21 protein-coding genes and 1 pseudogene are annotated in these 25,159 nt (G+C 64.1%); 13 read left to right on the forward strand and 9 right to left on the reverse strand.

The window, feature by feature from the left end; genetic code table 11:
• Positions 1–86 precede the first annotated feature (86 nt).
• Entirely contained in the window at positions 87–821 is a 735-nt protein-coding gene (locus NKJ78_RS26110; protein WP_023738265.1) for a 16S rRNA (uracil(1498)-N(3))-methyltransferase, read from the reverse strand.
• Between the two features lie 31 nt (positions 822–852).
• Positions 853–1,500 (reverse strand): hypothetical protein, encoded by a 648-nt coding sequence (locus NKJ78_RS26115; RefSeq protein WP_023738266.1) that lies wholly within the window; start codon positions 1,498–1,500, stop codon positions 853–855.
• An 86-nt stretch (positions 1,501–1,586) separates the two neighbouring features.
• Between NKJ78_RS26115 and NKJ78_RS26120 the strand changes: the two genes are divergently transcribed.
• Positions 1,587–2,285 (forward strand): type 1 glutamine amidotransferase, encoded by a 699-nt coding sequence (locus tag NKJ78_RS26120; RefSeq protein ID WP_023692350.1) that lies wholly within the window; start codon positions 1,587–1,589, stop codon positions 2,283–2,285.
• A gap of 277 nt (positions 2,286–2,562) precedes the next feature.
• Positions 2,563–2,703 carry a hypothetical protein gene (locus NKJ78_RS26125; protein ID WP_006206855.1) on the forward strand — a complete coding sequence of 47 codons (141 nt, stop codon included), beginning with the start codon at positions 2,563–2,565 and terminating at the stop codon, positions 2,701–2,703.
• Here NKJ78_RS26125 and NKJ78_RS26130 read toward each other — a convergent pair.
• The 3 genes from NKJ78_RS26130 to NKJ78_RS26140 are packed head-to-tail and all read right to left on the reverse strand — an operon-like array spanning position 2,700 to position 5,469.
• Positions 2,700–3,467 (reverse strand): metallophosphoesterase family protein, encoded by a 768-nt coding sequence (locus tag NKJ78_RS26130; RefSeq protein ID WP_352460445.1) that lies wholly within the window; start codon positions 3,465–3,467, stop codon positions 2,700–2,702. The two genes, NKJ78_RS26125 and NKJ78_RS26130, sit on opposite strands and share 4 nt — an antisense overlap.
• Before the next feature lie 55 nt (positions 3,468–3,522).
• Positions 3,523–4,659 (reverse strand): alpha-hydroxy acid oxidase, encoded by a 1,137-nt coding sequence (locus NKJ78_RS26135; protein ID WP_023738268.1) that lies wholly within the window; start codon positions 4,657–4,659, stop codon positions 3,523–3,525.
• 12 nt (positions 4,660–4,671) lie between these two features.
• Complete coding sequence (locus tag NKJ78_RS26140; protein WP_023695102.1) at positions 4,672–5,469, reverse strand: FCD domain-containing protein; 798 nt, start codon at positions 5,467–5,469, stop codon at positions 4,672–4,674.
• A gap of 205 nt (positions 5,470–5,674) precedes the next feature.
• Here NKJ78_RS26140 and NKJ78_RS26145 point away from each other — a divergent pair, with 205 nt between their 5' ends.
• The 4 genes from NKJ78_RS26145 (at position 5,675) to glcF (ending at position 11,504) form a co-directional block, all read left to right on the forward strand.
• Positions 5,675–6,997 carry a DUF3422 family protein gene (locus tag NKJ78_RS26145; protein ID WP_023738269.1) on the forward strand — a complete coding sequence of 441 codons (1,323 nt, stop codon included), beginning with the start codon at positions 5,675–5,677 and terminating at the stop codon, positions 6,995–6,997.
• A 265-nt stretch (positions 6,998–7,262) separates the two neighbouring features.
• Positions 7,263–8,759, forward strand: a complete 1,497-nt coding sequence (locus tag NKJ78_RS26150; RefSeq protein ID WP_023686828.1) for an FAD-linked oxidase C-terminal domain-containing protein — start codon at positions 7,263–7,265, stop codon at positions 8,757–8,759.
• A gap of 203 nt (positions 8,760–8,962) precedes the next feature.
• Positions 8,963–10,174: an FAD-binding protein gene (locus NKJ78_RS26155; protein WP_023738271.1), complete on the forward strand. Its 1,212-nt coding sequence runs from the start codon at positions 8,963–8,965 to the stop codon at positions 10,172–10,174.
• A 4-nt stretch (positions 10,175–10,178) separates the two neighbouring features.
• Positions 10,179–11,504, forward strand: a complete 1,326-nt coding sequence (gene glcF / locus NKJ78_RS26160) for a glycolate oxidase subunit GlcF (protein ID WP_352562729.1) — start codon at positions 10,179–10,181, stop codon at positions 11,502–11,504.
• A gap of 4 nt (positions 11,505–11,508) precedes the next feature.
• Here glcF and NKJ78_RS26165 read toward each other — a convergent pair.
• Both NKJ78_RS26165 and NKJ78_RS26170 read right to left on the reverse strand, forming a co-directional pair.
• A pseudogene (locus NKJ78_RS26165) lies at positions 11,509–12,428 on the reverse strand (bifunctional 5,10-methylenetetrahydrofolate dehydrogenase/5,10-methenyltetrahydrofolate cyclohydrolase).
• Positions 12,429–12,699: 271 nt separating this feature from the next.
• Complete coding sequence (locus NKJ78_RS26170; RefSeq protein WP_023738273.1) at positions 12,700–13,446, reverse strand: L,D-transpeptidase; 747 nt, start codon at positions 13,444–13,446, stop codon at positions 12,700–12,702.
• Positions 13,447–13,655: 209 nt separating this feature from the next.
• Here NKJ78_RS26170 and NKJ78_RS26175 point away from each other — a divergent pair, with 209 nt between their 5' ends.
• Positions 13,656–14,294 (forward strand): DNA-3-methyladenine glycosylase I, encoded by a 639-nt coding sequence (locus NKJ78_RS26175; RefSeq protein ID WP_023738274.1) that lies wholly within the window; start codon positions 13,656–13,658, stop codon positions 14,292–14,294.
• Positions 14,295–14,431: 137 nt separating this feature from the next.
• On the opposite strand, the gene NKJ78_RS26180 is transcribed toward NKJ78_RS26175, so the two are convergent.
• Positions 14,432–14,674 carry a hypothetical protein gene (locus NKJ78_RS26180; RefSeq protein ID WP_023738275.1) on the reverse strand — a complete coding sequence of 81 codons (243 nt, stop codon included), beginning with the start codon at positions 14,672–14,674 and terminating at the stop codon, positions 14,432–14,434.
• A gap of 203 nt (positions 14,675–14,877) precedes the next feature.
• Here NKJ78_RS26180 and NKJ78_RS26185 point away from each other — a divergent pair, with 203 nt between their 5' ends.
• The 5 genes from NKJ78_RS26185 to NKJ78_RS26205 all read left to right on the forward strand — a co-directional run bounded on the left by NKJ78_RS26185 (position 14,878) and on the right by NKJ78_RS26205 (position 21,701).
• Entirely contained in the window at positions 14,878–16,515 is a 1,638-nt protein-coding gene (locus NKJ78_RS26185) for a histidine--tRNA ligase (RefSeq protein ID WP_023738276.1), read from the forward strand.
• 178 nt (positions 16,516–16,693) lie between these two features.
• Positions 16,694–17,812, forward strand: a complete 1,119-nt coding sequence (locus NKJ78_RS26190; protein WP_023738277.1) for an ATP phosphoribosyltransferase regulatory subunit — start codon at positions 16,694–16,696, stop codon at positions 17,810–17,812.
• On the forward strand, positions 17,809–18,510 hold the full coding sequence (hisG, locus tag NKJ78_RS26195; protein ID WP_023701298.1) for an ATP phosphoribosyltransferase: 702 nt from the start codon (positions 17,809–17,811) through the stop codon (positions 18,508–18,510). The genes NKJ78_RS26190 and hisG overlap by 4 nt, the downstream gene beginning before the upstream one ends.
• Positions 18,511–18,741: 231 nt before the next feature.
• Complete coding sequence (locus NKJ78_RS26200; RefSeq protein WP_023738278.1) at positions 18,742–20,502, forward strand: AMP-binding protein; 1,761 nt, start codon at positions 18,742–18,744, stop codon at positions 20,500–20,502.
• Between the two features lie 95 nt (positions 20,503–20,597).
• On the forward strand, positions 20,598–21,701 hold the full coding sequence (locus NKJ78_RS26205; protein ID WP_023738279.1) for a calcium:cation antiporter: 1,104 nt from the start codon (positions 20,598–20,600) through the stop codon (positions 21,699–21,701).
• Positions 21,702–21,808: 107 nt separating this feature from the next.
• Here NKJ78_RS26205 and NKJ78_RS26210 read toward each other — a convergent pair whose 3' ends face one another.
• On the reverse strand, positions 21,809–22,717 hold the full coding sequence (locus NKJ78_RS26210) for a hydrogen peroxide-inducible genes activator (RefSeq protein WP_023749153.1): 909 nt from the start codon (positions 22,715–22,717) through the stop codon (positions 21,809–21,811).
• Positions 22,718–22,857: 140 nt separating this feature from the next.
• On the opposite strand from NKJ78_RS26210, the gene katG reads away from it, so the two are divergent.
• Positions 22,858–25,053: a catalase/peroxidase HPI gene (katG, locus tag NKJ78_RS26215; RefSeq protein ID WP_023738280.1), complete on the forward strand. Its 2,196-nt coding sequence runs from the start codon at positions 22,858–22,860 to the stop codon at positions 25,051–25,053.
• The last annotated feature ends 106 nt before the right edge of the window (positions 25,054–25,159 follow it).

The raw sequence follows: 25,159 nt of genomic DNA on the forward strand, positions 1-25,159 counted from the left end.
GCCGGCGCTAAATGGACGAAATGTCAGCAGCCGATCAAGCGAAAAATCCTGAGCCACAGGTCAACAGGAATTGATCTTTACGCTTCTTACCAGTCTCCGACCGTCGCCTGCATCACCGCAAGCGCCGCTACAGCTGCTGTGTCAGCGCGCAGGATGCGCGGTCCGAGCGGGATGGCAGTGACGAAGGGGAGCGCCCGCAGCATCTTGCGTTCGTCGTCGGAAAAGCCGCCTTCCGGCCCGACCAGCAGCGCCAGCTTCCTCTCAGGTATTGCCTGCAATGCCGGCAGCGGGTTGTTGGTCGAGGCATCCTCGTCGCAGAAGATAAGCCGGCGTTCCTTGTCCCAGCCGGAGAGCAGGCGCTCGAATTTCTCGGCCTCGCGCACTTCCGGCACCGCCAGTATGCCGCATTGCTCGGCCGCCTCGACGACATTGGCGCGCAGCCGGTCGATGGAGGGTTTTGCCAATTGCGTGTGCTGGGTGATCACCGGCTGCAGGATGCCGGCGCCCATCTCCACCGCCTTCTGCACGAGATAGTCGAGCCGCCCCTGCTTCAGCGGCGCGAAGCAATAAACTAGATCGGGCAAAGGCGGTTGCGGCCGCTGTTGGCTGAGCACTCTCAGCCGCACCGCCTTCTTCGACGTCGAAGCGATCGCCGCCGACCACTCGCCGTCGCGGCCGTTGAAGACCAGAATCTCGGCGCCTTCGCCGAGCCGCAGCACATGCATGAGGTAATGGCTTTGCTGCTGGCCGGCATCGAATTCGATGTCGGCTGCGAGATCGTCGGCCAAGAACAGCCGCTGCATCTTGTAATTGGCGCGCATCGCCGAGGAATGGGCGAGGCGGTGCCTGGCGTCAAGTCTCGGCGGAACGATGCCACACCGGTTCAAAACCGTGCCGCAGCACCGAAACGGTCGTGGCCGGTGTGAGCAGGCGCAGCGAACGGCCGGCAAGGCTGTCGAAGGCCGCCGCATCGCCATAGCCTGCGAACGACCAGGGCAGCGCGTTGCCGCCGCGCAGCGCATAGGCCGAGCCGCCATCCGCGATCATCGCTCCGTCCGGCAATTCGGCAAGCTCTCCCATGGTGACATCGGGTGGCTTGCCGCCCGAAGCCAGCCGCTCCTTGTGCAGCCGCTTGTCCACCATTGGCGCGCGCGGTTCGTTTACACCGAAGACTTTGCCGAAACGCCCGACAAAATCCGTGGCTCGCTCACGCCGGCAATAGAAACAGGGACGGTGCCCGGCGGCCAGCGCCGTCACCTCGTCGAGGAAGAACAACTCGGTCCAGCCGGCCCTGCCGCCCGGCCGGTTCCTGCCCATCGGCTCGCGCCGCACATTGCGGAATTCGCAAACGCAGATGATCCAGGCCGGCAAGGCCCAACGCTTTTTCAGCAGCGTCTTGGTCTCAGGATCGTGGATGATGCCGCGATTGCCGGTGAACAGGCCGCGCTCGGATTTGGCATGGATGGCGCCGAACGGATCGACCCGGTTCTGCAGTGGCATAGCTCTCTCCCGAATACGCATCTTGGCTGCAATGCTGGCGACATGATATCGCTCGTCGCGTCATTTCATGTCAGCAGGGTTTTGCGATGCGGGTGCTGGTGGTCCAGAACTACGACAACACCGGCCTTGGCCAGGTTGGTGCCGCGCTCGCCGAAGCCGGCGCCGATCTCGACCTGCGCCGGCCCTACAAGGGCGATGCGCTGCCAGACGACGCGACCGGACACGATGCCATGGTGATGCTGGGCGGCGGTCAGAATGCGCTGGCCGACGATGACTACCCGTATTTCCCGGCGCTGCTCGAACTGACCCGCGATTTCGCCGCCAAGGATCGCTCGGTTCTCGGTATCTGCCTGGGCAGCCAGTTGGTTGCCCGCACTTTCGGCGGTGAGAACCAGATCGGCGGCGCCTCGGAATTCGGCTGGCACAAGGTATCGCTGACGCCGGATGCCAGAACCGATCCGGTGCTTGGCGCACTTCCCCAGGATTTCCCCATCTTCGAATGGCACGACGACACTTTCGCGCTGCCGTCAAATGCGGTGCGGCTTGCCGGCAGCGAAATTGCCGAGAACCAGGCGTTCCGTATCGGCCGCGCCGTCTACGGCTTCCAGTTCCATTTCGAGGCCGACCGGCCGATGGTGAGGGACTGGAGCACGTCCTTCGCGCCGCTGATTGCCGATCGCCATCCCGACTGGCACGACCGCCTCGACAGCGAAATGGCTCTCAACGGCCCCGAGGCTGATGCCGCGGGCTTGGCCATTGCCCGCGCCTGGGTGGCGACGATCTGAACCCAGCCAACGCGCGGCCGTTGCATAATTGGCACGCGGCGGGGAATCTGCCGGGGACAACTTCTTTCGTCCTTGGTTTGTGGCCGAACGCCATCCTACAAGGCGCGCGCTATGCATCGGCAATGCAACCGCGATGAACCTTCTGTGTGATCCGCGCGACACACCGCCGATACAGAATCGACCTACAAGCGCGAAATCGTCGAAACTTTGAGACGAATTCTCGGTTTCAACCCATTGGTAACCGCCTCGTGCCCAGATGCAGGAAGCTCAACTAGAGATGACGTCCGTGAAAGCAGCGCTTCTGTCCTTTGTCATGCTGTCTGCCATCGTTTTGTGCGGTCTCGGCATTTATTCCGCCGATGCAGCCAACAACCATCAGGCCGTCGACGGCTACGGCGTCACCGCCGCGCTTCGCTAAAACGCTTTTCCCTGCACAGTCAGGATACGCTTGTCCGCGCCGTCCACGGCGAGCGCGCTGAGCATGCCTGACTGCCAGGCGAGCGTGTCGACATTGACGCGGTTCGGCATCACCTCCGCCTGCGGCACCGGTGTGTGGCCGTGCACGATCACCTTCGGGTAAAGCCCTGGATGGTTGTGGAAGACGTCGCGGATCCAGACCAGATCCTGCGGGCTCTGGCTCTCCAGCGGCACGTCAGGCCTGACGCCGGCATGGCAGAAGAAGAAATCACCTGATATCAGTGACAATTGCAGCGACCGCAGGAAGTCGACATGGGCTTGCGATACAGCATTGACCAGTGCCTGGTGTCCCCGCCGTAACGCCTCGCCCTTGCCGAACCAGCTTGCGTGTCCCGCTAGGTCGACGCCATAGGATTGTGCCGTCTGCACGCCGCCATAGCGGATGAACAGCCCTTCCGGGTCAGGCTCGTCGAGAAAATCGAGGAAGCCGATATCGTGGTTGCCGGCGAGCATCAGATGCCGTGGATCGCGTTTCTGTACCTCGATCAGGAAGTCTATGACGCCCTTGGACTCTGGTCCGCGGTCGACATAGTCGCCGAGGTGGATGACGCGCCAATCGCTGGTCGGCTTGTATTCGAGTTCGCTCTCGATGCGGCGATGCATGGCCGCGAGCAGGTCGAGCCGGCCATGCACGTCGCCGATCGCATAGAGGCGCATGCCATCGGGTGCGCGCGCGTCGAGGTAGTGGATGCCGGTCTCGGTCAAGGCGGCTTCGTCTCCGTGATCCAGCGAGGCTAGGGTCTAATCGGTGAACAAGACCCTATCGCCGCAACTGGTCCTTGCCCATCTCGGTCACCAGCCGTTTGCCGCACAGTGCCAGCGTGATGTCCATCTCCTTGCGGATGATGTCCAGCGCCAGGGTCACGCCTTGCTTGCCCATGGCGCCCAACCCGTACAGGAACGGGCGGCCGATATAGGTGCCCTTGGCGCCGAGGCAAAGCGCCTTCAGCACGTCCTGGCCCGAGCGGATGCCGCCGTCCATATGCACCTCGATCCTGTCGCCGACGGCATCGGCGATCTCTTCCAGCGCCATGATTGACGACGATGCGCCGTCGAGCTGGCGCCCGCCATGGTTGGAAACGATGATGGCGTCGGCGCCGGTCTCGACCGCCATCAGCGCGTCCTCCTTGTCGAGAATGCCTTTCAGGATCAGCTTGCCGCCCCAACGTTCCTTGATCCAGGCGACATCCTTCCACGACAGATGCGGGTCGAACTGCTCCGTCGTCCACGATGCCAGCGAAGCGACGTCGCCGACGCCCTTGGCATGGCCGACAATGTTGCGGAAGGTGCGGCGCTTGGTGCCGGCAATGCCCATCAGCCAGCGTGGCCGCATGGCGATGTTGGCAATGTTGGCCAGCGTCATCTTGGGCGGCGCCGACAGCCCGTTGCGGACATCCTTGTGGCGCTGCCCCAAGATCTGCAGGTCGAGCGTCAACACCAGCGCCGAGCATTTTGCAGCCTTCGCCCTGTCGATCAGGTCGAGCACGAAATCCTTGTCGCGAAGCACGTAGAGCTGGAACCAGAACGGCTTCTTGGTCACCGACGCGACATCCTCGATCGAGCAGATGCTCATCGTCGACAGCGTGAACGGCACGCCGAATTCCTCTGCCGCCTGCGCGGCCAGCATCTCGCCATCGGCATGCTGCATGCCGGTCATTCCAGTTGGGGCAAGCGCCACCGGCATCGCCACTTTCTCGCCGATCATGGTCGATTCCAGCGAGCGGTTGCTCATGTCGACCAGCACGCGCTGACGGAATTTTATCTTCTGGAAGTCCTCCTCGTTGGCGCGGTAGGTGCTTTCGGTCCAGGAGCCGGAATCGGCATAGTCGTAGAACATCTTCGGCACCCGCCGGCGCGCCAGGTCCTTGAGATCGGCAATGGTGAGGATGTCGCTCATGGTGGTTCCTCGTTAGCCAGTCGTCTTGAAGCCGTCGTCGGCGTCGGAGCGCTGCTTGAGCCTGAGCCGCGACACGCGCTGCCAGTCGCCGCTGCGTTCGGCCTCGAGCATCGAGCGTTCGACATAGGAGATATGGTCCATCGCCGCTTGGCGGGCAGCTGAGGGATCGCCGGCCTTCACGGCTTTGTAGATCGCGCCGTGCTGGGCCAGCAGCGCCTCGCGCGCTCCGGGCACGCTGAACACCAGAAGCCGGTTCTGGAACACGCCTTCAGACAGCAGCCGGTAGCAGGAGCGCAGTGTGTGCAAGAGGATGATGTTGTGCGCGCATTCGCACACAGCATGGTGGAACTCGACGTCGATTTCCGCCTCGTCGTCGAAATCGCCGGTGCGGTGCGCCTCGTCCATGCGCGCCATGATGCGGTCGAGCAGCGCAATGTCGTCCGCTGTCGCGCGCCGCGCCGCATATTCGGCCGCAACACCTTCGATCTCGCGGCGGTATTCCAGATAGTCGGTCACCGCCTTGCGGTGCATCGAGATGAGGTCGGTCACCGGCTTGGTGAACAACTGGCCGATGACGTCGGCGACATGGGTGCCGCCGCCGGCCTTGGTGATCAGCAGCCCGCGCCCTTCCAGCGCCTTCAGCGCATCGCGCAGGATCGGCCGCGACACGTCGAACTGGCGCGCCAGCTCGCGCTCGCCCGGCAGCCGGTCGCCGGTGCGCAGCACGCCTTCAAGGATCAGGCTTTCGATCTGCTGCACCACCTCGTCGGCGGTGCGCGAATGCTCGATCCTGGAGAAAATATCGCTCAACGGGGGCATGGGAAATTGAACCGGCGTCGCGCAAGATAAAGCCAGCGTCGCCAACTGGTCAAATTATTTATCCAATTTGCCCAATCGGGTCGGTCTGCGCGTCGCGCCGGCAGGACCTACGATGCTAGACTTTGGTGTTTACGCGCCTCATGGATTGCCTTTAGAGGACGCCATCACACGAAGGGTCGAGAACAGGGGGACCACCGTGTCGGACGAGACGTCCAACCTCGAATTCCAGCCGCGCGCCCAGGGCAGCGTGATGGGCTTTCCCGCGCATGAGGGACGGCCCGGCGCGATCGGCGAGGTACATGCCCGGCCGCATCCGCTGATCGAGAAGCCGCGCGTGCTTGTGCAACTCGCCTTCATGACCGAGGGCGGCTCCGGCGTCGACATGGCCGTGCTCTCCGAACTGTCGCGGCGCCTCGGCATCGCGGCGCCCGACCGTCATGCCCGCCACCACGCCATGAAGTGGGGCAAGGGTACGCTGCGCTGGGAGCGGCATACGGAATTCTCGACCTATCTTTGGGAAGGGCCGCTTGCCGAAAGCGGCAGGGCGCAGGAGGATTCTCCTTTCGGCAACGGGTTCTCGCCGCCGGGAACGGTGATCTCAGGCATAAGGCTGGAGATCCGCAAATGGACGCCGGCAAGCGAGAAGCTGATTGCGGCCTTCGACCCGACGAGCCTCTGCTATTCGCTGGTCGAGCGCGGCAATGCGGCCATCGTCACCGATTTCCGCCAGGACGGCGACGGCCTGACCCGCATCCTGGTGCTTGATCGCGGCCTGACGCCGGCGCGGACCGGCGCGCTGTCGCAGCGGCTGATCGACGTCGAGACGTATCGCACGCTTGCCATGCTCGGCCTGCCGCTGGCGCTGACGCTGTCGGGCCGCGCCCGCCGCATCGAGGACCGGCTGGCGCAGACCACGCTGGAAATGAAGGCCGCTGAAACCCGCGACAGCCAGACGCTGCTCGCCGACCTGACCGAGCTTGCCGCTGAACTCGAGGCTGATGCCGCCTCCAGCCTCTATCGCTTCGGCGCCAGTCGCGCCTATGACGGCATCGTTGTCGAGCGGCTGGAAGCGCTGGAGGAAGAAGCCGTGCCCGGCTACGACACCTGGGGCGGCTTCCTGCAGCGGCGGGTGGCACCCGCCATGCGCACCTGCCGGTCGGTCGAGGAGCGCCAGGCCAACCTGTCGCGAAAACTGACCCGCGCCACGACGCTGCTGCGCACGTGGGTCGATGTCGAGGTCGAGAAGCAGAACCGCGATCTGCTGGCGTCGATGAACAACCGCGCCCGGCTGCAACTGCGGTTGCAGCAGACGGTCGAGGGCCTGTCGGTGGCAGCAGTGTCCTACTATGTCGTCGGCCTGATCTCCTATCTCGCCAAGGGCGCATCGATCTTCGGCCATGCCTTTGCACCCGAAATCGTCACTGCCGCGGCGGTGCCGGTCGCCATCCTGCTGGTCTGGTGGGGCGTGCGGCGAGTCAGGCGGATGCACTCCGAGCCGGCGAAACATCCGGGGGAGTAGGAGCGCACTTTACCCTCCCCCTTGTGGGGAGGGTCGATCCGCATAGCGGATCGGGGTGAGGGTGCTCGTAAAGAGCTTTCGTCGCGCGGACCCCCACCCCGCTCACTGCGTTCGCGACCCTCCCCACAAGGGGGAGGGTTAAGATCCATAGCGGCAGATTGCCGCTGCGGAAGGCGGGCAGTACGCTCTTTGCCCGACGCGGTGTTTGCAACATCCGGATGTAACTGGTAAAAGATTTTTACCAGCTAAGCGGAGGACGCCGCCGATGTCCGGCCTTGTCATGCCCAAGCCAGACGACGCCACGATGCGAAGGCGGGCGGAGATCGTCGCCGATATGCGCATCATCGTGCCGGGCGAGGGCGTCGTCGACGCCACCAACGAAATGCGCGCCTTCGAAAGCGACGGTCTCACCGCCTACCGGCAATTGCCGCTGGTCGTGGTGCTGCCGGAAACGGTGGCGCAGGTGTCGCGGGTGCTGAAATACTGCAACGACCGCAACATCCGTGTCGTGCCGCGCGGCTCCGGAACCTCACTCTCCGGCGGCGCGTTGCCGCTCGAGGATGCCGTGCTGCTGGTCATGAGCCGCTTCAACCGCATCCTTGCGATCGACTATCCCGATCGCGTCGTCGTCGCTCAGCCCGGCGTCACCAATCTCGGCATCACCACCGCCGTCGAGCAGGAGGGCTTCTACTATGCGCCCGATCCATCCTCCCAGATCGCCTGCTCGATCGGCGGCAATGTCGCTGAAAATTCCGGCGGCGTGCACTGCCTGAAATACGGCCTGACCGCTAACAATGTGCTGGGCATCGAGATGGTGCTGATGAACGGCGAGGTGGTGCGGCTTGGCGGCAATCATCTGGACTCGGAAGGCTATGATCTCCTCGGCGTCATGACGGGGTCCGAAGGCCTGCTCGGCGTCGTCACCGAGGTCACCGTGCGCATCCTGAAAAAGCCGGAGACGGCCCGCGCTCTGCTGATCGGCTTTCCGACCAGCGAGCAGGGCGGCCAATGCGTCGCCGACATCATCGGCGCCGGCATCATCCCTGGCGGCATGGAGATGATGGACCGGCCGGCGATCCATGCCGCGGAGGATTTCGTCCATGCCGGCTACCCCCTTGATGTCGAGGCGCTGCTGATCGTCGAACTCGACGGGCCGGGCGTCGAGGTCGATCACCTGATCGGTCTCGTCGAAGCGATCGCCTACAGGAACGGCTCCACCACATGCCGCGTCTCGCAATCCGAACAGGAGCGGCTGAGCTTCTGGGCCGGTCGCAAGGCGGCCTTCCCGGCGGTCGGCCGCATCTCGCCCGACTATTACTGCATGGATGGCACCATCCCGCGCAAGGAATTGCCGGGTGTGCTCGCCGGCATGCGCGAACTGTCGGAGAAATACGGCCTCGGCGTCGCCAACGTCTTCCACGCCGGCGACGGCAATCTGCATCCGCTGATCCTCTATGACGCCAACGTGCCGGGCGAACTCGACAAGGCGGAAAGTTTTGGCGCCGACATCTTGCGGCTCTGCGTCAAGGTCGGCGGCGTCTTGACCGGCGAGCACGGCGTCGGCGTCGAGAAGCGCGATTTGATGCCGGAGATGTTCAACCAGATCGACCTCGACCAACAAATGCGCGTCAAATGCGCCTTCGATCCCAACCATCTGCTCAACCCGGGAAAAGTGTTCCCGCAACTGCGCCGCTGCGCGGAGCTTGGACGCATGCATGTGCATCGCGGCCAGGTGGCGTTTCCGGACATTCCGAGGTTTTGAGTGGCTAAGTTGGCGCGTGAACACCCCCCTCTGTCCTGCCGGACATCTCCCCCTCAAGGGGAGAGATTGGCAGCTTGCGCGCCTTACCCTTCCTTCAAGGTCGGAGATTGGCGAAATCGGACGCGACTTCCGATCTCCCCCCTTGAGGGGGAGATGTCCGGCATGACAGAGGGGGGCGCGAAGGAACTCGACCCATCTTCGCCATGACGACCTTCACCCCCACCACATCGGCCGAGATCCTCTCCACCGTCCAATGGGCGGCGGCGGAAGAGTCACCTTTGGAAATCATCGGCCACGGCTCCAAGCGCGGCATCGGCCGGCCACAGCAGAGCGAACACACGCTCGATCTTTCGAAGCTCACCGGCGTCACCCTCTACGAGCCGGCCGAGTTGGTGCTGTCGGCCAAGGCCGGCACGCCGCTTTCCGAGATCGAAAACCTGCTCGCCGAAAACGGCCAGCAGCTCGCCTTCGAACCGATGGATTACGGTCCTTTACTCGGCGGCGAGCCCGGCAAGGGCACCATCGGCGGCGTGCTTGCCGCCAACCTGTCCGGCCCGCGCCGGCTGAAGGCGGGCGCCGCGCGCGACCATATTCTGGGCATCAATGCGGTTGCCGGACGCGGCGAGGCTTTCAAGTCCGGCGGCCGCGTCGTCAAGAATGTCACCGGCTACGATCTGTCGAAGCTGATGGCCAACAGCTGGGGCACGCTGGCCGTGTTCACCGATGTCACCTTCAAGGTGCTGCCGGCGGCCGAGACCGAGGTGACGCTTGCCATGCGCGGCCTACTCGACGATGCCGCCTCTGCCGCCATGGCGCTGGCGCTCGGCTCCAGCGCCGAAGTGTCGAGCGCGGCCCATCTGCCCGAACGCATCGCCGCGCGCGTTGCCGGGGGCAGTCTAGGCACCGACGCTGCAACGCTGCTGCGCGTCGAAGGGTTTGGCCCATCGGTCGCCTATCGCATTGAGGCGCTGAAGACCCTGCTGAAAAATGCCGGCCCGCTGCAGGAGATCGCAGGTGAGACATCGCATACCCTCTGGCGTGACATAAGGGACTGCACGCCATTCGCCGACAGTAGCGAAAAGCCGGTCTGGCGCGTCTCCATGGCGCCGTCTCAGGCCCATCAGATGGTGCTGACGCTGCGCATGCAGATCGGTGCCAGCGCCTTCTACGACTGGCAGGGCGGGCTGGTCTGGCTGCGCATGGAGGAGGGCGATCCCGAGGCCGCCCTGCTGCGCGGGCTAATCAGAAAGCTTGGCGGCGGCCACGCCACGCTGGTGCGCGCCACCCCTTCGCATCGCGCCGCCGTCCCGGTGTTCGAGCCGCAGGCACCGCATAAGGCCGCACTGTCGGCGCGGCTCAAGGCCGAGTTCGATCCCAAGTCCATCCTCAATCCCGGCCGCATGGCCCAAGGCTAAGATAATGCAAACCAACTTCTCCCTTGCCCAGCTTGCTGATCCGCATGTCGCGGAATCGGAGAAGATCCTGCGCAAATGCGTGCATTGCGGCTTCTGCACCGCCACCTGCCCGACCTATGTGACGCTTGGCAACGAACTGGATTCGCCGCGCGGCCGCATCTATCTCATCAAGGACATGCTGGAGAACGGCCGCCCGGCCGACAAGCAGATCGTCACCCATATCGACCGCTGCCTGTCCTGCCTGGCCTGCATGACCACCTGCCCGTCGGGCGTCAATTACATGCATCTGGTCGACCATGCCCGCGCCCATATCGAGGAAACTTACAAGCGGCCGCTGCTCGACCGGCTCACCCGCGCCATGCTGGCCTTCGTGCTGCCCTATCCCGCGCGCTTTCGCGCCGCGCTGAAATTGGCGAGACTCGGCAAGCCATTCATTGGTCTGTTCGAAAAGGTGTCGGCCCTGAAGCCGCTCAGCGCGATGCTGAAGCTGGCACCGGCCTCGATCCCGACGGTCTCGCCAATGGCCTCTTCCGGCATTCATGCCGGGCAGGGGACGAAGAGAGGCCGCGTCGCCATTCTCACGGGCTGCGCCCAATCGGTGCTCGACCCCGCCATCAACGAGACGACGATTGCATTGCTGACCAGGCTTGGCGTCGAGGTCGTGGTGCCGCAGGGCGAAGCCTGCTGTGGCGCGCTGGTCCATCATATGGGCCGCGAGGCAGCAGCCCTTGCCTCGGCACGGCAGAATGTCGATGCGTGGACGCGTGCCATCGACCAGGGCGGGCTCGACGCCATCGTCATCACCGCGTCGGGCTGCGGCACCACCATCAAGGATTACGGCTTCATGCTGCGCCTCGATCCGGCCTACGCCGACAAGGCCGCGCGGGTCTCGGCGCTGGCCAGGGACATCACCGAATATCTCTCAGGCCTCGATCTGCCGGAGCCGGTGCGCAAGCGGGGCACCGTTGTCGCCTACCACTCCGCTTGTTCGATGCAGCACGGTCAGAAGATCATCCGCCAGCCGAAGGAATTGCTGTCCAAGGCGGGCTTCGTCGTGCGCGAACCGCGCGAGGGGCATCTGTGCTGCGGCTCCGCCGGTACCTACAACATCCTGCAGCCGGAGATTTCCGCAAGGTTGCGTGACCGCAAGGTGAAGAACATCGAGGCGACCGACGCCGAAATCGTCGCCACCGGCAACATCGGCTGCATCACCCAGATCGCTTCCGCCGCGAAGCTGCCGGTGGTGCACACGATCAAGCTGCTCGACTGGGCCTATGGTGGTCCGAAGCCGGAGGGCGTCTCCGAAGGAAACCTGGTCGCCGCCGAGTAAGCAGCTATTCCGCTGCCAGCCGGTCCACCACGCCATACGTCGCCTGGTAGCGCGCGCGCTGGCGGCTGAGCGCTACCATTGTGTTGCGCAGCAGGATCGCCACGGTGATCGGACCGACGCCGCCGGGCACCGGCGTGATCCAGGACGCGACTTCCTTCACGCTCTCGGTGTCGACGTCGCCGACGATGCGGCTCGTGCCGTCCGGGCCGATCTCGGAATTGATGCCGATGTCGATGACGGCCGCACCGGGCTTCACCATGTCGGCCTTGATCAGCCTGGGCTTGCCGACGGCGACGAACAGTGCGTCGGCGCGGCGCGCATGGGCGGCCACCGAGCGCGTCATGTGATGGCACACCGTCACCGTTGCGCCTTCGCTCATCAGCAGGAAGGCAATCGGCTTGCCGACGATCTCGGAATGGCCGACGACGACGACTTCGAGCCCCTTGAGGTCGAGGCCGGTTTCCTTCAACAGCTCGACCGAGGCCGCCGCCGTGCAGGGCGCGAGATCGAGCTGGTTGTAGACGATGTTGCCGATCGAGGCGGGATGCATGCCCTCGACGTCCTTCAGCGGATGCACCGCAGCCTGCAGCGTCTTGATCGGGATGTGGGCCGGCACCGGCCGCTGGATGATGATGCCGGTGACGCGCGGGTCGGCGTTCAGGCCATGGATCGCCGCCTCGAGTTCGCCGGCGCTGATGTCGGCGGGGAACCGCCGCTCCTCGAAACCGATCCCGGCAAGGGCGGCCTTGGCGCGCTGGTTGCGCACATAGACATCGACGGCAGCGGTATCGCCGACGGTGATCGACACCAGCTTGGGCGGAAAACCTTCGCGGTGGCGATGGCGGCATCCTCGCGTACGGATGCCATGATGCGCTGGGCGACCGGACCGCCCCGGAGATAGCGGCTATCGTCTGGCGGAGACATGGCTGAACCTTTGCAGCGAGTTTGGCGCAGGGGAGTTTGGCCGTCCCTATAGCAGGGGAAATGCGGCAAGGCAGCGTGAAAGCGAACCGTCATCCCCCTGGCGCGACGTTCTGGCGCAGCCTGGCTCAGCTACCGATGCAAAGAGAAAGGGCAGCGCGGTTTCCCAGGCTGCCCTTTTCTGACTGGCCGCATCCCCACACGGCCCGTCCCCCGTAAACTCTTCCCGATCCCTGAAGGTCTAGCCTTCTGAACCAGATGATTCGGTAGCCGACTATATCACGACCACGGTCGTTCCAACATTGACCCTCTCGTAAAGGTCAACCACGTCCTCGTTGCGCATGCGGATACAGCCGGAAGACACCGAGCCGCCGATGGTCCATGGCTGGTTGGTGCCGTGGATGCGGTATTCCGTCGTGCCGAGATAGAGCGCGCGGGCGCCAAGCGGGTTTTCCTCGCCGCCGGCCAGATAGGTCGGGAGGTAGCGGCCCTTGGCGGCCTCTCGCTTGATCATCTCCGCTGGCGGGCGCCAGTCCGGCCAGACGCGCTTGTTGGTGATCTTGTGCGTGCCAGACCATTCGAAGCCAGGCTTGCCGGTGCCGACGCCATAGCGCCGCGCCTTGCCGTTCTTCTCGACCAGGAACAGGAAGTTCTGCGTCGTATCGATGACGATCGTGCCCGGCTTCTGCGGGCCGTCATAGGCGACTTCCTGCGGCAGGTAGAGCGGATTGATCTGCGGCCGCATCACCACGCGCTTGGCCGGCGCCTGCACGGAAGCAGTGCGCACCCGATCGGGTCGCGCCGGCTGCGCATAGCGAAGGCGTGGCTGCTGCTGCACGAACTGGCGGCTCTGCCGCACGATGCCGGGCGCGCGGCCAAGCTGCAGCACCCAGGGCGCTGAAAGGTCGGGGCTCACCATAACCGGCGGCCTGTCGGCATAGCGGTCGTTGGCGGCACACGAGGTGACGCCGGCGGCCAGAATGGCCACGGCGCCGAGCACGGAACGCAAAAAGATCTTCATCGGAACGCACCTTGATCGTCGAACGGACGGAGGCGGAACTTGCCCCCGGTTGCGCGATCCTTGGCGCGAAGCGGCAACCGAAACATGAATCGGAATGCGTAAAATGCCGCTTTGTCAGTAAACCTTTTGGTGTGGTTACCGCCGGGTTCAGGAATCTGGTAAAGCCGCGGTAAATGCAGCGCGAAAGCGCGTTAACGGATGGATTGGCCATGGCGCAAGACAACACCGGACTGCTTACCGGCTCCGACGGGATCACGCGCTGCTTCTGGCACGGCAATCTGCCGGACTATCTGCACTACCACGACCATGAATGGGGCCGGCCGGTCGCCGACGACCGCAGGCTGTTCGAAAAAATCTGCCTGGAAGGCTTTCAGTCCGGCCTGTCCTGGCTGACCATTCTGCGCAAGCGCGAGAATTTCCGCGAGGCCTTCGCCGGTTTCGACTTCGACAAGGTCGCCGCCTTCACCGACGAGGATGTCGAGCGCCTGGTCGCCAATGCCGGCATCATCCGTCACCGCGGCAAGATCGTCTCGACCATCAACAACGCCAAACGGGCGTGCGAAATGGTCGACGAGTTCGGTTCGCTGGCCGCCTGGTTCTGGAAGTTCGAGCCGGGGCCGGACGAGCGGCCGGAGATCGTCGACCTCGCCCACCTGCGCGCCAACCCAACGACAGCGGTTTCGATCAGGATTTCGAAGGAGTTGAAAAAGCGCGGCTGGAGCTTTGTCGGACCGACGACGGTCTATGCCTTCATGCAAGCGATGGGCCTGGTCAATGACCATCTCGAAGGGTGCGTGTGCCGGGAGCAGGTGGAGAAGGAACGCAAGGCCTTTAAGAGGCCGAAGTAGGGCGCTGTCCCCCGACCTCCCCCTTGTGGGCCCTTGTGGGGAGGTCGCGCCGAAGGCGCGGGTGGGGGTATCTTGGCGCCGCACCCCCACCCCGACGCTACGCGTCGACCCTCCCCACAAGGGGGAGGGTAAGGAACTCACGTCCCGCTGGCGCCCGTCAGAAAAAGCCCGGCGACAATCGCCGCCAGTGCCGCAAAGGCCGGATAAATCACCAGCAATCCAGTCATCAGCGCCTCGCGCACGGTGGAACCCTTGCGCTCGTCGGCAGTGACCTCAAACGGACCGGGGCTCGCCGTCACATGCGCACGGCTCTCGGCCGGCCGCAGCCGGACTTCATGCAAGCCGCCGTCTCTGATATCGAATTTGCGTGCCGCAGTCATGGCCCCAACCCTTTGTTTCGGCGCGCTTATCGGCTCTGATTGTGTCGGCACGATGCCGCGCCGATGGCGGAATTGTTTCCTTTTGGTGCGTTTTGTTTCGAAGGAGAAGGAAAGAGCGCAAACCCTTGCCGCACCAAGCCGCTTCGGTTAGGACACGCCGACTCCAAACAAGTCATCGATTACTTAGCGAAAAGACCCATCCCATGGCCGACAAATCGGAAAAGACGAAAGCGCGGCTGCCGCGCGGCTTTGCCGACCGCAGCGCCGACGATATCCGCGCCGTCGAGAAGATGATGGCGACGATCCGTTCGGTCTATGAGCTCTACGGTTTCGAGCCGGCCGACCAGCCCCTGATCGAATACACCGATGCGCTGGGCAAGTTCCTGCCCGACCAGGACCGGCCTAATGAGGGCGTATTTTCTTTCCAGGACGATGACGAGCAGTGGCTGTCGCTGCGCTACGATTTGACCGCGCCGACGGCGCGCTATGTCGCCGAGAATTTTGAGCGGCTGCCAAAACCCTATCGCAGCTACCGGTCCGGCTGGGTGTTCCGCAATGAAAAGCCCGGCCCGGGCCGCTTCCGCCAGTTCATGCAGTTCGACGCCGACACCATCGGCACGCCGGGGGTCGCGGCCGATGCCGAGATGGCCATGATGATGGCCGACGTGATGGAAGCGCTCGGCATCAAACGCGGCGACTACGTCATCCGCGTTAACAACCGCAAAGTCCTGGATGGCGTGCTGGAGGCGATTGGCCTTGGCGGCGATGAGAATGCCGGCCGCCGGCTGACGGTGCTGCGCGCCATCGACAAGCTGGACAAGCTCCGACCGGAAGGCGTGAGGCTCCTGCTTGGCCCAGGACGGTGGGACGGCGGCAAGGAAGGGGATGGCGATTTCGCCAAGGGCGCCGGACTGAATGAGGGGCAGATTGATAAGTTTGAATTTCTGTTTGCCTGCTTTGAAGGGCGTACAGTAGCAGATGTCGGTTTATCACCCGACGAGCCAGTTTATAGGAAACCTAACGAGTTAGACCTCCTAGCTGCCCAAGCTCAAGAAGCTGGCTGCTATTCGCTGCCGTTAGGTGTGCTGCGTTCCGCTTTCTTCAAATTTGGTGGCGATGCCAACGCAACTCAAAGTGGCTTCGATGGCTACAACGAGTTGTTCGATATCGGAAAGATGTTAGTTGCGGCAGGCTACGATGACCGAGTCGCAATCGATCCCTCCGTCGTGCGTGGCCTCGAATACTACACCGGCCCGGTTTTCGAGGCCGAGCTTCTGGCCGAAATCCCCAACGAAGACGGCCAGATCGTGCGCTTCGGTTCGGTCGGTGGTGGCGGCCGCTATGACGGGCTGGTCTCGCGCTTCCGTGGCGAGCCGGTGCCGGCGACCGGCTTTTCGATCGGCGTCTCCCGCCTGATGACGGCGCTGAAGAACCTCGGCAAGCTGGACACCACCGATGTCATCGCGCCGGTCGTCGTGCTGGTCATGGACAAGGATACCGATAGCCTTGGCCGCTACCAGAAGATGGTCGCAGAGCTGCGCGCCGCCGGCATCCGCTCCGAAATGTATCTCGGCGGCGCCGGCATGAAGGCGCAGCTGAAATACGCCGACCGCCGCGGCAGCCCGGTCGCCGTTATCCAGGGCGGCGACGAGCGCGCCAAGGGCGAGCTGCAGATCAAGGATCTGATCGAAGGCGCGCGGATGTCGGCTGAGATCACCGACAACGCCGAATGGCGCGCCGCAAGACCGGCACAGGTCACGGTGCCGGAGGCTGAGCTGGTCGCCGAGGTGAAGAAGATTTTGGCTGCGCAGGCCGCTGACCGTGCGAAGGGTGGCGCATGAACGCCCCCCTCTGGCCTGCCGGCCATCTCCCCCTCAAGAGGGGAGATTGGATGTCGCGCATGGTTTCGCCAATCTCCGGCGTTGAAGAAGAGGCGCTGCGCTCCAAGCTGCCAATCTCCTCCCTTGAGGGGGAGATGGCCGGCAGGCCAGAGGGGGGTGCCTCGCACCCAACCAGCCGATGACTCGCTATCCCGCCATCGCATCCGAAATCACCAAGCTCTTCGCCACCCGCAACACCCATGCGGTCGAGGTCGCGGTGCTGCAGCCGGCCGACCCATTCCTCGATATGGCCGGCGAGGATCTGCGCCGCCGCATCTTTCTCACCGAAAGCGAGACCGGCAAGACGCTGTGCCTTCGTCCCGAATTCACCATCCCCGTCTGCCTCGACCACATCGCCTCGCAGGCCGGCACGCCGCGCCGCTATTGCTATCTCGGCGAAGTGTTCCGCCAGCGCCGCGAGGGCGGCAACGAGTTTTTCCAAGCCGGTATCGAGGATCTCGGCGACCGCGATACGGCCAAGGCCGATGCGCGTTCGCTGGCCGATGCGCATGCGCTGCTGCAGCTGGTGCTGCCGGCGCAACCTCTTGCGATCACGCTCGGCGACCAGACCATCTTCGAGGCGGTGCTGGCGGCCCTCGGCCTGCCGCGCGGCTGGCGCATGCGACTTGCGCGCGCCTTCGGTTCGGCGCCGATGCTGCAGGCAGCGTTGTCCGATCTCGCCAATCCGCCACGCAACGGTCAGCTTGACGGCGAAGCCGCGGCCCTTGTGCTCGATGGCGATCTCGAAGCGCTGTCCGCCCACATTGCCGGCGGCATGGAAGAGGCCGGCCTGTCCGGCTCCGGCGGGCGCGCGCCAGTCGACATTGCCCGGCGGCTGATCGAAAAGGCCGAACTGCGCAGCGTGCGGCTGTCGAACGAGGCCTTTGCAGCGCTCAGGGATTTTCTCGCCATCGACGTGCCGCTCGACGGCTCGAGTGCTGCGCTCGAAAGTTTTGCGGCCTCTGCCGGGCTTTCGCTGGGCGCGGCGCTGGAAAAATTCGCCGCCCGCGCCAAAGCCATCGAGGCACATGGCCTGCCTGCAAAGACGATCCGCTACGACGCCGCCTTCGGCCGTCCGCTGGATTACTACACCGGCATCGTCTTCGAGATCGCAGCACTTGGTGGCGAGCGGCCGCTGGCCGGCGGCGGTCGCTACGACCGGCTGCTGACCCTGCTCGGCGCCAAGACGCCGATCCCCGGCGTCGGCTTCTCCGTCTGGCTCGACCGCATCGAAGCGCTGCGGGGAGAGCCGCAATGATCACGCTGGCGATCCCGTCGAAAGGCCGGCTGAAGGAGCAGGCCTTGGAGGTGCTGGCCAGGGCCGGGCTTGCCGTCAGTCTGCCCGGCGATGAGCGCCAGTACCGCGCCCGCATCGACGGCACGGAGGGCATCGAGGTGGCGTTCCTGTCGGCGTCCGAAATCGCCGGCGAGATTGGGCAAGGTTCGGTCGACCTCGGCATTACCGGCGAGGATCTGCTGCGCGAAAACCTCGCCGACTGGGAGGCGCGCGCCGAAATCGTCGCTCGCCTCGGCTTCGGCCATGCCGATGTCGTGGTCGCGGTGCCCGGCATCTGGCTCGACGTCGATACTATGGCCGATCTCGACGATGTCGCCGCCGATTTCCGCCAGCGCCACGGCAGGCGGCTGAGGATCGCAACCAAATACTGGCGGCTCACGCAGCAGTTCTTCTCGCAAAAGCACGGCATCCAGGTCTACCGCATCGTCGAAAGCCTCGGCGCCACCGAAGGCGCGCCGGCGGCAGGCCTTGCCGATGTCATCGTCGACATCACCACCACCGGCTCGACCCTGCGCGCCAACCATCTCAAGGTGCTGGCCGATGGGGTTGTGCTGAAGTCGCAGGCCTGCCTCGTGGCTGCCAGGAAAGATCGTGCTGCTGCGGATGAGGCGCTAGTGCGGGAAATAGCCGCGAAGATGAGCGCGCTCCCTCCCCCTTGAGGGGAGGGTGGACAGCCGCCAAAGGCGGATGGACGGGTGGGGTCGCTCCGGCAGTGCTCGACGCGAGACCACCCAAGCCGGGTCGACCGTGACCAAGGAAGTCGAGCACTTCGCCGAGGACCCCACCCGCCTCGCTTCGCGAGGCACCCTCCCCTCGAGGGGGAGGGGAACCGCCTGTACTTTCCACCACCCCATCAGGCTGCTAGGCTCACTCATCGGGAGGAAACGGCGATGGCGATTAATCTCGACGAGCTTAAGAACGCCACCAATCTGCGCGGGCGCGGCAGGGCGTTCATCGCTCCGCTCGACGGCCGGGCACATGTGTCGGGCGACCGTTCGGTGCCGCTGCTCGACAAGACGATCCCTCAGCTTTTCTCCGACACGGTCGGCAGATACGCCACGCAGGATGCTGCCGTCTTCGTCGGACAGGACAAGCGCTTCACCTGGAGCGAATTGTCGGACACGGTCGATACGCTCGCCGCCGGCTTCCTGGCGCTCGGCCTCGAAAAAGGCGACCGTGTCGGCATCTGGTCGCCCAACCGCTGGGAATGGCTGGTCACCCAATTCGCCACAGCTCGCATCGGCCTGATCCTGGTCAACATCAACCCGGCCTACCGGCTGACGGAGCTGGAATATGCCCTCAACAAGGTCGGCTGCAAGGCGCTGGTCACCGCCGCCAGTTTCAAGACCTCCGACTATCTCGGCATGATCGAGACGCTGGCGCCGGAGCTCGCCAAGGCCACCCCCGGCAAGCTCAAGGCGCAGAAATTGCCGACGCTGAAGATCGTCATTCGCATGGGCGACGACAACTCGCCCGGCATGTTCAATTTCGCCGATGTGCTGTCGATGGCCGGCCGCGACGAGCATGACAGCCTCGACCGCATCTCCGAAGGGCTGAAGCCGGGCGAGGCCATCAACATCCAGTTCACATCAGGCACGACGGGCGCGCCCAAGGGCGCGACGCTGACCCACACCAACATCGTCAACAATGGCAATTTCGTCACCGCTGCGATCAAGCTCACCGTCGACGACCGGCTCTGCATCCCGGTGCCGCTCTACCACTGCTTCGGCATGTCGATGGGCACGATGGGCTGTGTCTCCAAAGGCGCAACCATGGTTTTCCCGGGCGAGGGTTTTGACGCCGGCGCCACGCTGAAGGCGTTGGCGCAGGAACGCTGCACCGGCCTTTACGGCGTACCGACCATGTTCGTCGCCATGCTCGACCATGCGGATTTCGCCAGCTTCGATCTCTCCAGCCTGCGCACCGGCATCATGGCGGGCTCACCATGCCCGATCGAGGTGATGAAGAAGGTGGTGTCGCTGATGCATATGGAAGAGGTGACCATAGCCTATGGCATGACGGAGACGAGTCCCGTCTCCTTCCAGAGCAGCGTCGACGACCCGCTGGAAAAACGCGTCTCCACTGTCGGGCGCATCCATCCGCATGTCGAGGTCAAGGCCATCGACGCCGAGGGCGCCACCGTCGCCATCAGCGCGCCGGGCGAGCTGTGCACCCGCGGCTATTCCGTCATGAAAGGCTACTGGGACGACGCGGAAAAAACCCGCGAGGCGATCGACGCCGACGGCTGGATGCACACCGGTGATCTCGCCACCATCGACGCCAAGGGCTATTGCAACATTGTCGGCCGGGTCAAGGACATGGTCATCCGCGGCGGCGAAAACGTCTATCCCAGAGAGGTCGAGGAATTCCTCTACCGCCATCCCAAGGTCAAGGAGGTGCAGGTGTTCGGCATTCCCGACGCCAAATATGGCGAGGAGCTGTGCGCCTGGATCGTGCTGAAGCCCAACCAGATCGCCACCGAGCAGGAGATCAAGAATTTCTGCGCCGGCCAGATCGCCCACTACAAAATCCCCCGCTACATCCGCTTCCGCACCGAACTGCCCATGACGGTGACGGGAAAACCGCAGAAGTTTCTGATGCGCGAGGCGATGGTGGAGGAACTGGGGCTGGTGGTGCAGAAGACGGCTTGAGGGTTGAACGCCGGGGGACGGGATTGCCCGCTTCGAAACGACATTGGGGTGCTCGACAGGCTTCCGCAAGGTTCGCCGAACGCATTGGGGCTTGAATGACTGGTTTCGCACGATCAGCGACTTCCTATGCGATGCCTTTGGCCGCGCTGGCACTGGCCGTTGCGGTCAGAGTCAGCGGGCTATCGATGGACGAAGGTTCGCCGAGCGTCAGGATTCTCGTCGGAGCGCTCTCGAGTGCGATCATGTTCATCACTATTTTCGTGGTGCTCGATCACGCCGAGGCGGTGGCCCACCGTGTGGGGGAACCCTACGGCACATTGGTGCTGACTTTTGCCGTGACGGCAATCGAGGTGTCGATCATCGTTTCCATGATGCTGCATGGAGAGAACAACCCCACGCTTGCACGTGAGTCCGTCTTCTCGACGGTGATGATTGCCTCCACCGGCGTTGTGGGGACGTGTCTCACGTTTGGCGGCTGGCGTCATCGCAAGCAGGCAATTGTCCGGCAAGGGACAAGCGCATATCTGGCGGTTCTGGCCGCACTGACCGTCATGACGCTTATCCTGCCGACCTATACACGGACCACCGATGCCGGCACATTTTCGGCAGCTCAGCTTGGCCTTGTGAGCGTACTTTCCGTGCTGCTCTATGCAAGTTTTGTGTTCGCGCAAACCGTCCGGCACCGGGACGACTTCATCGAAGGACTGGCACACGACCTTTCGGCGCGAACCGCCCCTCACAAAAGCATCTCTTCCAGCGCTCTGCTCCTGATAATCGGACTGATCGGAATTGTCATGCTCGCCGAGCAGGTCGCCGCAAGTGTTGAAAATGCGCTCGTTGCTTACCAGATGACCCAGGCTGACAGCATTGTGGGGGCAATGATCGCGGGTCTGGTTTTGATGCCGGAAGCCATTTCGGCGGTTCGTGCTTCACTCAACAATGAGCTGCAGCGCGGCCTGAATGTCGCAATGGGTTCGGCTTGCGCCACGATTGGCTTGACGATACCTGCGGTCGCAGCAGCCAGCCTGCTTACGGGACGAGGCTTAACCCTGGGGCTCCCGGAAGCTGACGCAGTACTTTTGGTTTTAGCGCTTTTCATATGCGGCGTAAGCTTTAGCAACGAAAGGACGACCTTCCTGACCGGAATCGTCCATGCCGTTGTGTTTTTTACGTATGTATTTCTGGTATTTATCCCTTGAGGCTTTGGTGCGATCTGGCGACCAGCCACCAAGGCGGGTATTCTCGAACGCGCCTGATTTGAGCTTTTTTTCGGGGTTCCCAAGGCGACATCCAAGACCCAAACGACTCACCCCCCCATCACCATCCCACCCAGCCCGCGAATGATCTTCGCCAACTCGACGCACTCATCATGCCGCACCTTGTTGCGGCGCCAGGCCAGGCAGATCGTGCGTTGCGGCATTGGCTCCTGGAACGGCACGATCTTGAGGTCCGGCATGGCGCTGGCCGGCCTTGCCGCCATTTCGGGGATGAGCGTGACGCCGAGACCATGCGCCACCATCTGCAAGAGCGTCGTCAGGCTGGTGGCGCCATAGCTTGCCATTGCCACCGGGCGCACGCTGCCGCACAGGGCCAGCGCCTGTTCGCGCAGGCAGTGGCCTTCCTCCAAAAGCATCAACCGCTCCAGCGCCGGGCTTTCCGGCGGCACCGGTGGCGAGGCGAAGGCTGGATCTCCGGCTGGCACGGCGAGGAAGAAGCGGTCGGCGAACAGTTCCTCGGTGACCAGGCCCGGCTGCTCGAGCGGCAGCGCGGCGATGAAGGCGTCGAGCCGTCCGGTTGCCGTGTCCTCGACCAGTGATGCCGTCACTGCTTCGCGCAGTTCGAGCTGCAGGGACGGAAAATGCCGCTTCAGCTCCGGGAGCACATGCGGCAAAAGATACGGCGCCACGGTCGGGATGATGCCCAGCCGGAAGCGGCCTTCCATGGCCGGGCGGCCGCGCCGGGCCGTCGTCTCGACGTCGCTGATGTCGCGCAGGATGCGCTCGATGCGTGGCAGCAGCGCTTGCGCCTCTTCCGTCATCCGCACCGCCTTGCCGCCGCGCTCGAACAGCCGGCAGTTCAGCCTTTGCTCCATCTCGGCGATCTGCGCGGACAGCGCCGGCTGGCTGACACCGGCGAGTTTTGCGGCGCGGCCGAAATGCAGCGTTTGCGCCAAAGCCTCGAAATACTGCATCTGCCGCACCGTCAGGCCAATCATAAGGAAAACCTATCGCAACAAACAGGAAAGGCAATTTGTTTTTATCGAAGAGACGGCTTAGTCTGGAACCATTCCAGAGTGGCGCGGCTCCCGGCCGGCCCGGAAAAACCAACACATAAATCAGCAATTCGGAGGCCAAGATGGACGCGATGACCGACGACAACAGCGCCGGCAAATGCCCGGTCGCGCATGGAACCTCCGCCAGGACCAACCGCGACTGGTGGCCGAACCAGCTCGACATCGGCGTTCTCCACCAGCAGTCGAGCCTTTCGGACCCGATGGGCGAAGCTTTCGACTACGCCGCGGAGTTCAAGACGCTCGACCTCGATGCGGTGATCGAGGATTTGCACAAGGTGATGACGGATTCGCAGGATTGGTGGCCGGCCGATTTCGGCCATTACGGGCCGCTGTTCATCCGCATGGCCTGGCACAGCGCCGGCACCTATCGCATCGGCGACGGCCGGGGTGGCGCCGGTGCGGGCCAGCAGCGTTTCGCGCCGCTGAACAGCTGGCCGGACAACGCCAATCTCGACAAGGCGCGCCGGCTTTTGTGGCCGGTCAAGCAGAAATACGGCCGCAAGATCTCTTGGGCCGACCTGTTGATTCTCACCGGCAACGTCGCGCTGGAATCGATGGGCTTCAAGACCTTTGGCTTTGCCGGTGGCCGCGCCGATGTCTGGGAGCCCGAGCAGGATGTCGACTGGGGTTCGGAAACCAAGTGGCTCGACGACAAGCGCTATTCCGGCGACCGTGAGCTGCACGGCCATCTCGGCGCGGTGCAGATGGGCCTGATCTACGTCAACCCGGAAGGGCCGAACGGCAAGCCGGATCCGCTGGCCTCGGCCCGCGACATCCGCGAGACCTTCGCGCGCATGGCAATGAACGATGAGGAAACCGTGGCGCTGATCGCCGGCGGCCACACATTCGGCAAGACCCATGGGGCCGGTGATGCAGCACTTGTCGGCGCCGAGCCGGAAGGCGCGGGCATCGAGGCGCAGGGCCTCGGCTGGTCGAGCAAGCATGCCACCGGCATTGCCGGCGATGCGATCACGTCCGGCCTCGAAGTTACCTGGACGACGACGCCGACCCAGTGGAGCAGTAACTTCTTCGACAATCTCTTCAACTTCGAATGGGAGCTGACCAAGAGCCCGGCCGGGGCCCATCAGTGGACGCCGAAGGGCGGCTCTGGCGCGGTTACGGTGCCGGACGCGCACAATCCCTCGAAGCGTCATGCGCCGGCAATGCTGACCACCGACCTCGCGCTGCGGGCCGACCCGGCCTATGAGAAGATCTCGCGCCGCTTCCATGAGCATCCGGAGCAGTTCGCCGATGCCTTCGCCCGTGCCTGGTACAAGCTCACCCATCGCGACATGGGGCCGGTCGTGCGGTATCTCGGCCCGTTGGTGCCGAAGGAAGAGCTGATCTGGCAGGATCCGGTTCCGGCCGTCGACCATGAGCTGGTCAGCGACCAGGACATTGCATTGCTGAAGGCCAAGATCCTGGCTTCGGGCCTCAGCGTTTCGCAATTGGTCTCGACCGCCTGGGCCTCGGCCTCGACCTTCCGCAACTCCGACAAGCGCGGCGGCGCCAATGGCGCGCGCATTCGCCTGGCGCCGCAGAAGGACTGGGAGGTCAACCAGCCTGTCGAACTGGCTACCGTGCTGGCGGAGCTCGAAGCCATCCAGAACGAGTTCAACGCAAGCGGCAAGAAGGTCTCGCTGGCCGACCTCATCGTGCTCGGCGGCGTCGCCGCGGTCGAGAAAGCCGCAACGGATGGCGGCAATGCGGTGAAGGTCCCCTTCACGCCCGGCCGCACCGACGCCTCGCAGGCGCAGACCGACGTCCATTCCTTTGCGGCGCTCGAGCCGAAAATTGACGGCTTCCGCAACTATGTCAGGGGCAAACCGCCGATGTCGGTCGAAGCCATGCTGGTCGACCGGGCGCAACTGCTCAACCTGACGGCGCCGGAGATGACGGTGCTGGTTGGTGGCCTGCGCGTGCTCGGCGCCAACACCGGCGGCTCGAAGCATGGTGTGTTGACCGACAGGCCGGGCACGCTGACGAACGACTTCTTCGTCAACCTGCTCTCGATGAGCACCATCTGGGATCCGGCCTCCGAGCCCGGCTCGCATGAGGTCTACGAAGCACGCGACCGCAAGACCAGGGCAGTCAGGTGGACCGCCACACGCGCCGACCTGATCTTCGGCTCGCATGCGCAGCTGCGCGCGCTGGCCGAGGTCTACGGGTCGGCGGATGCCGGGCAGAAATTCGTTGGCGATTTCGTCAAGGCGTGGACCAAGGTGATGAACGCCGACCGTTTCGACATCGCTGCCTGATACAACCTCCCAAACGAAGGGGGCGGGGGCCGGGGCCCCCCCCGCCGGGTTGGGGGGGGGGGGCAGGGGAGGATAAAAAAAAAAGCCCCCCCCACCACAGCAGCGA

This window comes from Mesorhizobium sp. M0037 (genome assembly GCF_040323635.1).
Taxonomy (GTDB): domain Bacteria; phylum Pseudomonadota; class Alphaproteobacteria; order Rhizobiales; family Rhizobiaceae; genus Mesorhizobium.